The sequence below is a fragment of the uncultured Chitinophaga sp. genome, from assembly GCF_937874145.1.
Lineage (GTDB): Bacteria > Bacteroidota > Bacteroidia > Chitinophagales > Chitinophagaceae > Chitinophaga.
Map to the genome: position 1 here is coordinate 1 of NZ_CALNBI010000378.1, position 14,701 is coordinate 14,701.

The 14,701-nt window shown below is 54.2% G+C and carries 12 protein-coding genes and 1 pseudogene; 9 read left to right on the forward strand and 4 right to left on the reverse strand.

What is annotated here, in order from left to right; genetic code table 11:
* Positions 1-1,128, reverse strand: a pseudogene (locus tag Q0510_RS18510) (S9 family peptidase); the annotation flags it as partial.
* Between the two features lie 149 nt (positions 1,129-1,277).
* Here Q0510_RS18510 and hflX point away from each other — a divergent pair.
* Entirely contained in the window at positions 1,278-2,468 is a 1,191-nt protein-coding gene (hflX, locus tag Q0510_RS18515; RefSeq protein ID WP_298715159.1) for a GTPase HflX, read from the forward strand.
* The gene (locus Q0510_RS18520) at positions 2,468-2,812 is read left to right on the forward strand and encodes a Rieske (2Fe-2S) protein (RefSeq protein WP_298715161.1); all 345 of its coding nucleotides are present in this window, start codon (positions 2,468-2,470) and stop codon (positions 2,810-2,812) included. The genes hflX and Q0510_RS18520 overlap by 1 nt, the downstream gene beginning before the upstream one ends.
* A 358-nt stretch (positions 2,813-3,170) precedes the next feature.
* On the opposite strand, the gene Q0510_RS18525 is transcribed toward Q0510_RS18520, so the two are convergent.
* Positions 3,171-5,318 carry an alpha-L-fucosidase gene (locus Q0510_RS18525; RefSeq protein WP_298715163.1) on the reverse strand — a complete coding sequence of 716 codons (2,148 nt, stop codon included), beginning with the start codon at positions 5,316-5,318 and terminating at the stop codon, positions 3,171-3,173.
* A 47-nt stretch (positions 5,319-5,365) separates the two neighbouring features.
* Between Q0510_RS18525 and Q0510_RS18530 the strand changes: the two genes are divergently transcribed.
* Both Q0510_RS18530 and Q0510_RS18535 read left to right on the forward strand, forming a co-directional pair.
* Positions 5,366-6,166: an SDR family oxidoreductase gene (locus tag Q0510_RS18530; RefSeq protein ID WP_298715165.1), complete on the forward strand. Its 801-nt coding sequence runs from the start codon at positions 5,366-5,368 to the stop codon at positions 6,164-6,166.
* 357 nt (positions 6,167-6,523) lie between these two features.
* A complete protein-coding gene (locus tag Q0510_RS18535; RefSeq protein WP_298715167.1) occupies positions 6,524-7,969 on the forward strand; it encodes a capsule assembly Wzi family protein in 1,446 nt (481 codons plus the stop codon).
* Here Q0510_RS18535 and Q0510_RS18540 read toward each other — a convergent pair.
* Together Q0510_RS18540 and Q0510_RS18545 are read right to left on the reverse strand one after the other, a co-directional pair.
* Positions 7,966-8,340 (reverse strand): response regulator transcription factor, encoded by a 375-nt coding sequence (locus Q0510_RS18540; protein WP_298715169.1) that lies wholly within the window; start codon positions 8,338-8,340, stop codon positions 7,966-7,968. The two genes, Q0510_RS18535 and Q0510_RS18540, sit on opposite strands and share 4 nt — an antisense overlap.
* Before the next feature lie 34 nt (positions 8,341-8,374).
* Entirely contained in the window at positions 8,375-9,451 is a 1,077-nt protein-coding gene (locus Q0510_RS18545) for a HAMP domain-containing sensor histidine kinase (protein ID WP_298715171.1), read from the reverse strand.
* Positions 9,452-9,821: 370 nt separating this feature from the next.
* Here Q0510_RS18545 and Q0510_RS18550 point away from each other — a divergent pair, with 370 nt between their 5' ends.
* The 5 genes from Q0510_RS18550 to Q0510_RS18570 all read left to right on the forward strand — a co-directional run.
* A complete protein-coding gene (locus Q0510_RS18550; protein ID WP_298715173.1) occupies positions 9,822-10,454 on the forward strand; it encodes a response regulator transcription factor in 633 nt (210 codons plus the stop codon).
* A 155-nt stretch (positions 10,455-10,609) separates the two neighbouring features.
* Positions 10,610-11,413 (forward strand): polysaccharide biosynthesis/export family protein, encoded by an 804-nt coding sequence (locus tag Q0510_RS18555; protein WP_298715175.1) that lies wholly within the window; start codon positions 10,610-10,612, stop codon positions 11,411-11,413.
* An 83-nt stretch (positions 11,414-11,496) separates the two neighbouring features.
* Positions 11,497-13,845 (forward strand): polysaccharide biosynthesis tyrosine autokinase, encoded by a 2,349-nt coding sequence (locus tag Q0510_RS18560; protein ID WP_298715177.1) that lies wholly within the window; start codon positions 11,497-11,499, stop codon positions 13,843-13,845.
* A gap of 151 nt (positions 13,846-13,996) precedes the next feature.
* A complete protein-coding gene (locus tag Q0510_RS18565; protein ID WP_298715179.1) occupies positions 13,997-14,518 on the forward strand; it encodes a UpxY family transcription antiterminator in 522 nt (173 codons plus the stop codon).
* The coding region (locus Q0510_RS18570) for a sugar phosphate nucleotidyltransferase (protein WP_298715181.1) at positions 14,511-14,701 on the forward strand (191 nt) is incomplete at its 3' end. The genes Q0510_RS18565 and Q0510_RS18570, both read left to right, overlap by 8 nt.

Below are 14,701 nucleotides of genomic sequence, written 5' to 3' on the forward strand. Positions count from 1 at the left end.
GTTTTTCAGGCTGACGGTGAACAATTCCGCCGCGTGGTTCATGTCCGTCCGGGTTACCACGAGCGTTTGCCCGTGCTGGCCCACGATACCGTTGATGTCGAACTGGCCTTTGGTCAGCTGTTTCACGTCGCCGCCCGCCACTGGAATAGTGAAAACCTGCTCGGTGCCTTTGGTTACGGCCAGGAACTGGATGGTTTTGTTATCCGGGGCGAACCTGGCGGAGGCCACGGTGCCGTCCCATTTCGCGGTCAGGTTGTTTTTCTTGCCGGAGGCCAGTTCCAGCACGATGATATCGTTTTTGTCCGCCTCAAATCCGTCGTTGGCCATGCTGTTCCAGAGCAGCTTTTTGCCGTCGGGACTGAATTGCGGCGCCACGTCGTAGCCGTTCATGCCTTCGGAAAGGTTTTCGGTTTGTTTGGTGGTGAGGGTGTAGCGGTAGATGTCGGTATTGGTGCTTACGGCGTATTCCTTGCCTTGTTTCTTTTTGCAGACATAGATGATCTGGCTGCCGTCGGGGCTCCAGATGAAATCTTCCGCGCCGCCGAAGGGCATCTGCGGGCAATCGAAGGGCTCGCCGGGCATGATGTCTACCGGGGTTCCTACGTTGCCGGTGGCGGCGTCGAAGGAGGCATAAAAGACGTGGTTGTATTTCCCGTCTTCCCAGGTATCCCAGTGGCGGTAGTTAAGGTTCGTGTAGATGTGCGCGTTCGCTTTGGGAAGATCGGCGTATTTGTCTTTCGCCAGTATTTTCTCCATTTCCACCTCGCGGGAGAAGAGGATGTGCTTGCCGTCGGGGGATATGCGGGCATTTTGCAGGCCGCCTTCCACATTGGTTTTTTGTACGGGGTTGGACCCGTCTTTATCCATTTCCCAGAGCTGGCCTTTGTGGCTGTAGAGGATTTTGCCGCCGGGGAGGGCTTTGACGAAGGATTCGCCGCCGGGGGTGGATGTCAGTTGCCGGGGAGTGCCGCCGGTGAGGGGAACGGTCCAGAGGTTCCGTTCGCTTTTATTTTCTTCCAGGTTGTACCGGGAAACGCCGAAAACGACGGTCCCATCTTCCAGCACTGTTTCGCCGCCAACCCTTCCGAGCTTCCAGAGGAGCTCGGGCGTCATTGTTTGTTGTGCCATGCCTTGTTGAATGAATAAAATACCTGCTAACAGGAATGTTTTACGCATTGGATCAGATTTTGTTGTGGTGAGGCATAAATGTAGGAAAATTTAGCCTCATGCCGGACGCCGGTCGAATTCATTAACTTTGCACAAATTCTGAAAGCATTTTGATCGAAAAAACACAGGTAGTATCAGCGGACGAACGGGCCGTGCTGATTGGACTGATCCACAAGGAGCAAACGGAGCCCCAGGTGCAGGAGTACCTGGATGAGCTGGCATTCCTGGCCGAAACGGCGGGCGCCACGGCGGCGAAGCGCTTCACCCAGCGGTTGCCGCACCCCGACAGGGCCACTTTCATCGGGAAGGGCAAGCTGGAGGAAGTACGGCAGTACGTAGCCGGGAAAGACATCCAGCTGGTGATCTTCGACGACGAGCTGACCGGTTCCCAGATATCCAATATCCAGAAAGAACTGAAGGTGAAAGTGATCGACCGGAGCGACCTGATCCTGGACATATTCGCGCGGCGCGCCCGCACGGCCCAGGCCAAAGTGCAGGTGGAACTGGCGCAGTATCAATATATCCTGCCCCGCCTCCGCGGTATGTGGACGCACCTGGAAAGGCAGAAAGGGGGTATAGGGATGAGGGGCCCCGGCGAAACGGAGATCGAAACCGACCGCCGTATCGTAAAAGACAAGATTTCCCTCCTCCGCAAGCGCCTCGCCGAAATTGACAAACAGGCCCTCACCCAGCGGAAAGACCGTGGTGAGCTCATCCGGGTAGCCCTGGTGGGTTATACGAACGTGGGAAAGAGCACCATCATGAACCTCCTCAGCAAAAGCGAGGTGTTCGCGGAAAATAAGCTTTTCGCTACGCTGGACACTACCACCCGCAAGGTCGTGTTCGAGCAGACGCCCTTTTTGCTCAGCGATACCGTAGGTTTCATCCGTAAGCTGCCGCACCATTTGGTGGAAAGCTTCAAATCCACGCTGGATGAAGTCCGGGAAAGCGATATCCTGATGCATGTGGTGGATATCAGCCATCCGCAGTACGAAGACCAGATTGAGGTGGTGAACAGGACGCTGACCGAGCTGAAATCGCTGGATAAGCCGACTATACTCATCTTCAACAAGATGGATTTGTATGAAAAGCAGACTTTCGACGAGTGGTTGACGGAAGACGTGAAGAACGACATCCTGAACCAGCTGAAGGAAAGCTGGCAGCACCGTTCGAACGGCAACTGCGTGTTCGTTTCCGCCACAGAGCGCCGGAATATCGAGGAGCTGCGTAAAACGATTATGGATAAAGTGATCCAATTGTACCGGGAGCGTTATCCCTACAAATCCGAATTTTTCTATTAATGGCAAAGCAATACAACTGGTACCGGATGGCCGACGCAAATGATCCTGTGGCGGAGGAGTCCCGCATTACGGTGCAGGAGGTGAACGGGAAAAAGATCTGCGTGGCGCGCCACGGGGGCGAGTTGTATGCCTTTGCTTATAAGTGTCCGCATGCAGGGGGTATCATGTCCGACGGTTTTTTAGATGACCGCGGGAATGTGGTATGCCCCCTTCACCGGTACAAATTCGCGTTGCGGAACGGATATAATTCCAGTGGCGAGGGGTTTTACCTCCGCACTTACCCCATTGAGCGCCGTGATGACGGCCTGTACATCGGCATGGAAAAAAGCTGGCTCAGCTGGTAATTTTTTTGTGCATTTTCACCCCAGGCAGGTATATATACCCTCTCTAAAAATGAATAAAATGGCAAGCCGCCATTTTAATTTTCGTGCTCTTTTTTCCGTTACATTGGAGCATGATCGTCCAGAAAATTTCATCAGGCGAAGATAAGCCGGCTTACATCGAAGTCGCAGACAGCAAGGATTTCAGGCTGCTGACGAAGCGCCGGTATAGTTTCAATCGGAGTGTGTACACACATACTGCCGACACATTGGTGTTGCGGCTGGAGATGGATAATGATATCCTGGGCGTCATGGAACTGCGTAAAGAAAAAGGCCGGGCATTTGTAGCGCCGGCCTTGGTTAATGGGTCGTCAGATCCGCATTATTCGAATGACAGTTTCAAATTGGGCATTCCCATCTCATCGTGCGGTGTGGAGGGGTTATGAAGTTGCCATGTGATGGGAAAGTATACGCCTTTCTGCATGCGGGTTTCCGGTAGTGCGAGGCGATATCCGATCTGTGGAACGTTGAAGTCGATGTTGAAGGGAACGGCGTTCAGGAAATAGTTGAAAAGTTTCACCGTCAGCTGGTTTTTGCCGGCCTGCAGCGGCAGTAGCACAAAGTGGTCCAGTTTGTCCTTGCGATAAGGATTGTTCTGGATGAGGAGTTGTTTGCCATTGAGGAAAACCATGATGCCGTCGCCGCTTGTGAACTTCACGAGAACGGATTGTGCTGCGGGAGCGGTGATTTCCTGGAGCAGGTAGTGGGCGGTCATAGCGCCGGCGGGGCGTTTGGCGTCGATGCTGTATTCCGTTCCATTTTTCCATTCGGGGTGCGCCGTCCATGGTTTGCCATCTTTATTGGGCCAGGGTTGGGAAAGGTCTACCTGCGCGAGGGAACCATGTGTTCCACCGGGGCCGGAAAACAGGGGGCCGAGGATGTGGATCGGGCCGCGTTGCAATGCGGCGATATCGTTCTGTAGTTGGAAAGAAGTACCGCCTTCGAGACGGACGGGCGTGGTGCGGCCGCCCAGTTGCAGGTCGATCGTGCGGCCTTTTTCCTCCTCCGTGTACGTCAGTACAGGCCGGAAAGCTCCGCTGCGCCGGGGTTCCAGCGCCCAGGCGTTCCTGATCGTGCTGGTAAAGCTGGTATTATAGTCGATGGTGGCGTTGCTGAAGTAGGGGAATGCGTTGGTATTGTCCAGCACCAGCCCTGTAGTAAGGGGGCGGATGTTGGCCGGGGGCACAGTGTAGCCGCCGGGCAGCGTGAGTTCCACCACGGGGAAGAGGCCGTTCATATCCAGGCTGGCAGGTAGCTGGATACGGAGGCCGTCTTTTCCTGCTGTGTATTTGAGGAAAATATTGGTGCCCATGATGCGGGCGGAGGTTACTTTGCCTTTCAGTCCGGGAAGGATGATGGAATTGTCCGCCGGGCGGTTCATAAGGTGCAGGTACAGTTTGTTTGGGCGGCTGGTGATGCTGCCCCATGCGAAGGGGACGTGGAATGGATCGGGTTGCGTGCCGTAGATCGCGTCGCGGTGCGCATCCAGCCATTGACCGATTGTGAGCAGCACATCGCGTTCGAAAGCCACCACGGAACCATCGCCTTTGGGGCCGATGTTCAGGAGGAAGTTCCCGCCGCGGGAGGCTACTTTCACGAGGCTCGTCAGTTTTTCCTTGATCTTGGCGTTGATATCGCCGCGCTCCTGCCAGGAACGGTATCCCCAGGTTTCGTGGAAGAACGATGCGGGGCTTTGCCAGGGCACGCCGATGATATAATCGGGTTCCTGGTTGTCGCCCATCACGGTGAAGTCGCCCTGGTTGTTGCCGATCCGGCTGCCGATCATGCAATTGGGCTGGAGTTTATGCACCAGCGCCCGCATTTCCTCACTTTGCTGCCGGGTCATCTGGCCCATGTCGAACCATAATTCGGAAACCGGACCGTATTTCGTCAGCAGTTCGGTGATCTGCTGCATGTTGTAGGTATGATGCGCGGGAGGAATGGAGTCGGAATTGCTGCCAGAGATAGGCATCGCCGGGGGGAAGTGCCAGTCGATCAGTGAGAAGTACAATCCGAACGCGATGCCCTGGCGGTGGCAGGCTTCCGATAATTCCTTCAAAATGTCGCGCTTGTAGGGCGTGGCATCCATGATATCAAACGTCGTGTAGGCGCAATCCCATAATGCGAACCCGTCGTGGTGTTTGGAAGTGATCACGACCGATCCCATGCCCGCGCGTTTGGCGAGGGTGGCGATGCTGTCGGGGTTCCATTGGTCGGGATTGAATCCCTGGGCTACTTCTTCGTAGGCGTCGTTATACAAACCGGCGGCATGGGCGCGGATCTGTTCACTGAGGCCGCGGCTGACCTTTTTGTTCTCCCACACGCCGCCCAGCTTGCTGTAAACGTCGAAGTGAATGAACATGGAGTATTTACGGTCGCGCCATTGTTGAAGTGCGGTTGGTTCTATCTGGGCTGATGCGGTTTGCAGTAAACCGAGGCAGCCAGTTATGATACAAAAAAGACGTTTCATGCGTCCAAAGTAGGAAAAGGAACTTAAAAAAGTATACCTTTCGTCATATGATCCCTTTGGGTGAAAATAGGACCAGCTTCAGTGAAAAAATAATATGGATAACGGGGGCTTCTTCCGGCATCGGGGAGGCTTTGGCGGTGCAGTTATCTGCTATGGGCGCGTTGCTGATCCTGACTTCCAGGAATGAAAGCGAATTAGCGCAAGTGAGGGATCGTTGCAGCGGGCAGGTGTCTATCCTGCCGGCGGATCTCAGCATTGGAGGCGTTCACGAGCTGGCGGCAGCAGCCCTGGCAATTCACGGGAGGGTCGATATTCTCATCAACAATGCGGGAATCGGGCAGCGCGCTACTGCAGAGGAGACTTCGGAAATTGTACTGCGCCAGATCATGGAACTGGATTTCTTTGCCCCCGTTTTACTGACGCAAGCCCTGATGCCGCACTTCCGCAGTCAGGGGGGGCATGTGGTGGTGACGGGGAGCATGGCCGGGTTGATGGGAGTTCCGCGAAGAACGGCGTACTCCGCCGCCAAACATGCGGTGATGGGGTATTTCGAATCGTTGCAGGTGGAACATGCGATTGAGGGTTTTTTCATCACGATCGTCAGTCCCGGCCGGGTGCGGTCGCGTTTTTCCATAAACGCGCTTCGCGGCAGCGGCGAGGCCCACGGGCAAATGGACAAAGCCCAGCAGAAAGGCATCCCGGCGGAGGTTTGCGCCGGCAAGATCATCCGCGCCATTGAACGCAAACGGCGCCACGCTGTGATCGCACGCGAGGAGCGGCTGCTGTGGTGGCTCCGGAAATGGGCGCCGCCACTTTATTACATCGCCGCAAGGCGATTCGGCGGATAAACGCCTGACACGACGAGGCAGTTTATATGCTACGAGTAAAAATCGCCAGACACACATTTGCAATCAAAGCAAGCCATATCTGCACGGAAATACAGTTGTTTCGTACTTCCGAAATTGTGCGCCACGCATTATTACATCGTCACCTGGAAAGAAGGGCGGATCGTATTTATAAGCTGAATGAGTACCTCTGGTCGACGGTTTGATTCCCCTTCCTGCGGGCCACCAGTCCGCCCGCCAATGCCCAACTTCCTCCCATAAGTACCCTTTTACCGCTGTTGGCGCGGTATTATACTGATTTAAGTAGCCTCGCGCCAACCGCTTCCGAACTAAATTGCCGAAGACAGATATTATATTATTATGAAACCGGCAGGCATCGCACTCACCATATCTTTACTCCTGCCCTTTTCCGCCGTCCGTGCGCAGTTTGCAGACTCGCTCGAAGTGCGGATCGGGACACGCGCCACCATCGCCACCAGGGATTATCAACCCTTCTGGCTCACGGCCAATAAATTCGGAACCATCTCCGACCGCAAATCCGATCTTTCCACCTACATACGCGCAAAAAACGCGCATACGTTCGGGCAGGAGGGCGACTGGCACCTTCAATACGGAGTAAGTCTTTACAACAACAATCACTTTCGCCGAAACTTCTTCGAAGAAGCCTACGTGAAATTCGCGTTCAAAAAACTGGAGCTCCGGGCAGGGCGATACGAAGAAATCATTGGCGAAGTGGACCCCGACCTTTCCTCCGGCTCCCTGGGCGTCAGCGGTAATGCGTTGCCGATCCCTAAAGTGAGCATCGGCCTGAGGGAATACGCAGACGTCCCCTTCACCAACGGATGGCTGCAGTTAAAAGGACAATTCAGCCACGGGTGGATGGGCCGCAACCAATTCATCCCCTACGCCTTTCTCCATGAAAAGAATTTCTACCTCCGTATTGGTAAAAAGAAATTCCGCGCCTACGGCGGCATCCAGCATTATGCCGTCTGGGGCGGCAACCGGAAAGACCTTCCCAAAATCAAAAACAGTTTCAAAGATTACCTCGACGTAGTACTCGTGAAAGAAGCCGACGACGGCACCGTGGTCTCAGAAGAAATCCGCCCCAACCGCCCCGGCGACCACCGCGGCGTCCTGGAAGGCGGCCTGGAATGGGAAAACGAAAACGTCGCGTTCCGCGCTTACCGGCAAATGCCCTTCGAAACCGGCCAGAACATCGATATCAAAAATACCGACGCGCTCATGGGCATTAGTTTCCGCGACAAAAGGGAAGGCGCCGTGTTGCTGAAAGCAACGCTGGAGCTCATCAATACGAAAAAAATGAACAACTGGCACCCCAGGCAGGTGCGGGAAAGCTATTACAACAATGGCGTGTACCTGACCGGCTGGGAGTACGAAAACCATATCATCGGAACGCCGCTGTTCGTGAACCGCAGCCGCGGACAATATTATTTCGACGACACACAGCCTTTCGACTACAGCGAACGCTGGAACGTGATCCGGAATAAAGGTTGGAACATCATCAACAACCGCGTGAGCGGCGTGCACCTCGGGGCGTTATACCGCATCGGCAGCGTCCTGGAAGGCAAAACGATGTTGACTTACACCAAAAACTTCGGCACCTACGATCCCGGTCCGATAGATGGTCCGCTCAGCCAATGGTACGCCATGCAGCAGGTGCGCTATAACGCACCGGTACCCGGCCTCACCCTCACCGGGGCCGTGGGCCTTGATGGCGGCGATATGAGCAAGACCGCCGGCTTCATGCTGGGCGTGGAATGGCTGTTCAGGCCCGCCAAACGCTAAAGCTGTTTCTCGAAAATACCCTGGATAACGGCGTGAAGATTCTTGAAAAGGAATGGCTTGGTCACATACCCGGCCGCTCCTTTTTCCATGGCCATGCGCACATCGTCGTATTCCGACCGCGCGGTGAGCATCACTACGGGAATGTCGTGCAATACCGGATCATGGCGGAAAGTGTCGAGCAGGTCGAGGCCATTGAGCACCGGCATATAGATATCGCTGATCACGAGGTCGGGCAGCAAGGCGCGTGCGGTACGGATGCCTTCTTCCCCGTTGGACGCAACGGCAACGGTGTACTGATGCAATTCCAGCAGCGATCTGAGCGCTTCGGACAAGCCGGGCTTATCCTCAATTAGCAGGATGGTGTTGTTCATTACTGTTCAGCTTTGTACCTGGCACAAAATCGATTTAGATGGCGTCTGCGAAGTCTTCGAAAACCAACGTGAAGGTGGTTCCCTCGTTCACCCCGCTACTAACTGAAATCGTGCCGCGATTGGATTCCACAAAAGTTTTGACAATTGAAAGACCGAGACCGGTGCCTTCTATGCCATCCACATTACTGCCACGGTAAAACGACGTGAACAGGTGCGGAAGGTCGCTTTCCGGGATGCCGATGCCGTGATCGCGGAAAGTGATGACCAGTTTTTTCTTTTTGTACAACAGTTTAACGGAGGGATTCTTTTGTGTGGAATATTTAAAGGCATTGCTGATAAGGTTGGTAAAGACTTTGGCCAACTGGTCGCGGTCGGCCAGGACAGGCCTGGGCTCGCCTTCGACGCTGAGGAGCAGCGAGCGCTCGTCTTTCCGTTGCGAAAAATACTGATACCGCAGCGCTTCGATGATCTGTTCCGGCGCAACGGGCCTGCGGTCGGGCTCCCAGTTGTTGCCCGCCATGCGGCTGAGGGTCAGCACTTCGTCGAGCATGGAATTGAGCTGGAAGATTTCGTCCGCCATTTTTCGGAGTTGCAGGCGGTGGAAAGAAGACAGCTGCCCGTCGAGCTCCAGGCGTGCTTCCAGGAGATCCATCGCCGAAGATATGGCGGTGAGCGGCGTTCTGAACTCGTGCGACGTCATAGACATGAACTGAACTTTCATCTGCTGCAAGGATTTTTCCTGTTCGAGATCCTGCAGTCGTTTCTGCAGTTCTTCCTCCTGTTCTACTTTCCGGCCGATGGCCAGCCAGTATTTTTTTCCTTCGATTTTAAGCGGGCTGACGCGGAAATTGATCAGCGCGATATCGCCGTTCTGTGAAACCGGCAGCATGAAAGCTGTGGGCAAAGGTTTGGGGAACGCTTCGGGGCGTTCGTTACCGTAGGCGGTTTGAAGGGGAAGGCCCCTGAGCTGCGAGGCTTTGCCGTTGGTCAGTGTGTCTATAGCCTTTCTATTGGCGTTCAGGACGATTAGCTTGTCTGAGCTGATGATCAATACAGGGTCCTCAATGCCGCGCAGCATGTGGCTTACCCTGATAGATTGGTTAGGCTTCATGTCTTAGTTCTGTCTGATATGGTTCTTCGTCGTAAAAGGTTCTTCAGTTTTCCGGAAAAATCCGGCCGGGTTTCACACGAGAAAGATAGTCAATTTACACCGCATAATCATCGCACTTTTTGCCGTTTCCCCACTACGCGTTGTAACAAAGCTTACATACGTTTTACTCGAATATGATTATTGTTAATTTGTTACTTGAAATAATAATACAGCAATTACCATTCCCTTTTGAATAGCTATCAATAAATTAATACATCTGCTAATATTTTTTTAAAATTTGGACTTATCTTTGATAGTATACTATCCTATTTCATTATTCGAGGTGCAGCTGCATCTTTATTGCGAAAACCATATCAACGTTAACCGTAATATGATAACTATTGGCATCATTGAAGACAACCATTTTCAACTCAATAACTACAGAGAGTTTTTAGAAGATTTTCAGGAATGTAAGGTTGTGTTCGCCTGCCGGTCCATGGAAGAGTACAGGGCTTTGCCATATAAGGACCCGGATGTAAAAGCCATCCTGCTGGATATTTCCCTTCCCGGAGATTCTGGGATCGAAGGGATGGAAGAGTTGAAACAACATTATCCGGACGCAAAGATCATCGTGCTGTCGGGCCACGACGGCCAGCAGTACGTCATCGAATCCATCATGCACGGGGCCAGCGGGTATATCATCAAAACCAGCCGCCTCATGGAAATCTACCATTCCATCCTCGACGCCGTAACGCAGGGTGGCACCCTTTCGCCCAAAGCCGCTCATCTGCTCATCAACCATATTTCCAAAGACCCGCTCGAAAGCATCCGCGACCGGCTCACCAAACGGGAGTACGAATTGCTGGGGCTTTTAAAAGACGGACATTCTTATAAAGAAATGGCAGAGCGGCTGTTCGTGACCGTTCACACCATCAACCAACACCTGAAAAAAATATATTCCAAACTCAACGTCGCTTCAAAATCAGAGCTGATTTCCAAAATCTGGTCGAATAATCTTTTCTGAAATATCTGTTCAGAGGGGCGCTTACTTCTTTGAGTAATGCGCTTTCAGTTGATCTCCGGTTTTATACTCTACTTAGTAATATTTATGGCGCGCGGTATGCTCTAATATTGTAACTGTGCTTAAGCAGTGAACCCAGACCATATCAATTGCGCTTTATGACCCAAGAGTTGAAGAACCGGAATGCTTTATTGAACACCTTGCTGGTAGCGGCTTGTGCGCTATTTGCCTCCTGTGTGAGCACGAAGAATGCAACGTATTTCAATAACGTGAACAACGATACGGCGGTGCAGCGCATCGCCGGAACTTTCGAACCTGCCATCCAGCAGAACGACATCCTGCAGATCACCGTGAGCAGCCTGAACCCGCAGGAAGCCATGCTGTATAATCTGCCCAATTCCGCCAGCAGCGGAGCTACGGCCGTATCCGGCGCCGCCCCCGGCGCAGGGTTCCTCGTCGATGCCGCCGGTAACATCCAATACCCCGTATTCGGATCGGTCCATGCCGCCGGCCTCTCCACGCAATCGCTGGCAGATACCATCCGCCGCCGCTTCGTAGACCGTCAGTTGCTCGTGGACCCCGTGGTGAACGTTCGCTTCCTGAACTTCCGCGTAACCCTGCTCGGCGAAGTCTCCAAACCCGCCGTGATCACCGTTACCAGCGAGAAGATCTCCATCATGGAAGCCCTCGGCATGGCGGGCGACATCACCGTGTACGGCAAACGCGACAACGTCATGCTCATCCGCGACAAAGAAGGCGCCCGCACCGTTAAAAGGCTCAACCTTAACGATGCCAGCATCCTCTCATCTCCTTATTACTACTTACAACCCAACGATATCGTTTACGTGGAACCGACCAAGTCGAAAGTGGCGCAGGCGGACCGCTCCCGGCAAATTCTGCCCGTGGTGCTCAGCGGCCTCAGCCTCCTCGTCATCATCCTCGACAGGCTCGTGATCAAGTAAACAACCGTTCCTGAAAACCCAGGCGGACGAACCGCCCAACGAGAGACAGACCATAGTTGATAACCATATTGAATTGAAAAACCATGAAGCAGCAGACGAATGCCCATAAACGCGTGGAACCGCAAGAGTCGACGGACGACCTGCTGGCCATGCTCCGGTTCCGTTACCTGAGCTACTGGCCGCTGTTTGTGCTGGCCGCACTCATCGCGGCTGGGGGAGCCTGGGCCTACCTGCGCTACGCCACACCGGTCTACAAGGTTTCCGCATCCCTCCTCGTGAAGGACGAATCCAAAGACCTCAATGAATCGAACCTCCTCAATTCGCTGGACCTGTTCGGTTCCAAAAAGAATATCGAAAACGAAATACAGATACTCACTTCCCGCACCCTCATCCGCGATGTGATCCGGAAACTGGACCTGTACGGGGAACTTTTCGTAAAAGGGCGCCTTAAGAATGTGGCCGTTTACGGGGAATCTTCACCGGTAAATTTCCATTTCATCGAGCCCTGGGCGATTAAGGATGGCCCTTCGGAATTTGTGAGCGTAGGTTTCGATCACCAGAAAAAACAAGTGTTGCTCAACAGCAAGCCATATCCCATCAACGATACCACAGGCACGCCCTGGGGCCGGATGGTGATCCGTATGCGCGACGTTTCGCAGCCGGTTGCCGAAGGACAATATTTCCTGAAACTCACCGGCGAGCGCAACCTCACCCAGCAGATCCTCGCGCGGATGAAGATCATGCCGGTGTCCAAAATGGCGACCGTCATCAACCTGGAATACCTCGATGTGCTGCCCGCCCGCGGCGAAGCCATCGTAAACGACCTGATCCGGGTATATAATGAAGCAGCGGTAACGGACAAGAACCGGATGGCCGCCAGCACCATGTCGTTCGTGGAAGAGCGCCTGCGCATCGTAACGCGCGAGCTGAGCGAGGTAGAGAAAGAAGTGGCGAGATTCAAGACGGATGAAGGGATCGTGGATATCAGCGAACAGAGCAAAATGTTCCTGGGAAGCGTACAGGAAAATGATTCGAAGCTGAATGAAGCCAATATGCAGCTGTCCGTCCTTGAATCCATTGAAAAATATGTGAACGGCAAAACGGAAGGCGTGAACATGGTGCCGGCTACGCTGGGCCTGAGCGACCCCGTGCTGCTGGAGCTGGTTAATAAATTATATGAAACGGAACTGGAGAAGGAAAGGCTGAAGAAAACCACCGGCGCCAACAGCCCTTCCCTCACCGCGCTCAACCGTCAGGCCGAAATGCTGAAACCCGGAATCCTGGAGAACATCCAGAGCCAGCGCTCCAACCTGGAAGCGGGTAAGGCGAAACTGCTGTCGGCCAACGACCGCTTCATGGGCATGCTGCGCAGCGTTCCCGGCAAGGAAAGAGCCCTGCTGGAAGTAAGCCGTCAGCAAGCCATCAAGAACAACATTTACACATTCCTTTTACAAAAACGGGAAGAAACGGCGCTGGCATATGCCGCGGCCATTTCTGACAGCAGGATCGTGGACGGGGCCGAAACGGCCGGCGTGCCGGTGAACCCCCGTAAGATGATGGTCTATGCCATCGCGGTGCTGGGGGGCATTGCGGTGGTGGCCATCTGGATCACGCTGAAAGATATGCTGAAACGCGAGATCACTTCCCGCGCGGAGATAGAAAAAGAAACGTCGGCTCCGATCGTGGCCGAGCTCCTGCACGACGACAGCAAGGATCCGCTCGTTATCACCGACGGCCGCCGCAGCCTGGTGGCGGAGCAGTTCCGCAACCTGCGGACCTCACTTTCCTACATCGGGCTTAACGGCGGTAACAAAACGCTGCTGGTGACCAGTTCGATTTCAGGGGAAGGGAAAAGCTTCGTGTCGCTGAACCTCGCATCCAGCCTTTCGCTGCTGCGGAAGAAAGTGGTGCTGATGGAATTCGACCTCCGCAAGCCGATGCTGAGCAATATGCTGGGCATCAACCGCGAACCGGGTATTACGAACTACCTGGTAGGCAAAGCGCAGATCGGCGACCTGGTGCGGCCCGTGCCGGGGAACGAGAACCTGTTCCTCATCCCCGCCGGCGTGATCCCGCCGAACCCCACCGAGCTGATCCTGAACGGCCGCCTGGAGGAACTCATCCAGGAACTGCGCGGGATGTTCGATTACATCATCATCGACTCCGCCCCGGTAGGCCTCGTAACGGATGCCAGGCTGCTCGCACCCTTGTCCGACGCCTGCCTGTACGTGATGCGCCACCAGGTTACGCCACGGCAATACCTGAAGCAGATCGACGAGCTGTACCGTACCGGCGAAATGGGCCGCCTGAGCCTGGTGTACAACGGCGTGAAGCCCCGCGGCGTCGCCAATCACACTTACGGTTACGGGTATGGTTATGTGGAAGAAACGAAAAACGGAACCGGCAAGAAGTTGAAAAACATGTTCAAATAGTAAATACGCGGCCCGGCCGCTTACACGATAGCCTTTATTGAAAACCCGGCTTCATCATGTGAATGAGGAGCGAAGCTATGCTTCTTCCCGCCTTTATAAATTCTCCGCTATGAAAACTGATTGCGATTCGTTCACCGTAAAATGCTAGACTATGAAACAGGAATTGCACGCCTGGTATGCAGTATATACCAAGGCAAAAATGGAAAGGAAAGTTGCTGATCTGTTAGCCCGTAAGCAACTGGAAAGTTATTGCCCTATGAATGTTACCGGGAAACCATCTTCTGACAGGCGGAAGCCGTCGGAAGAACCGCTGTTTTCGTCGTACGTGTTCGTGCGTATTCCGGAAGGGATGCTGGACGCCGTCCGCGAAACGGAAGGGATCATCAACTTCGTGTACTGGCTGGGCAAGCCCGCCGTGATCCACGATGCGGATATTGAAATGATCCGCCGGTTCATGCGCGAGCACCGCACCGCTTCGCTGGAGAAAATTCCCATGCGCATCGCGGACACGGACCAGGGCAACGGCTCCTCGCTGCTGTATTACCGCGGCAGAACGCCGGAAGCCAACCGGAACAAAGTAAGAGCGGTGCTCTCCAGCCTGGGGTACGCCCTGGTGGCCGCGGCTCCTGTTCATGATCTTAACGTCCGCAAAGCCGATTACATCTATGCATAAACCTGACAATACGCTCATGCAGCATGTGATTTTATGCGGAGGCTCCGGTACGCGGCTCTGGCCGCTGTCGAACCGGCAGACCCCCAAGCAGCTGCTCCCGCTTTTCGAAGACAGAAGCCTTCTGCAGCTGACTTACCTCCGCAACCGCCCCGCCTGCAAAGGCGTGCTCGCCATCGCGGGCGC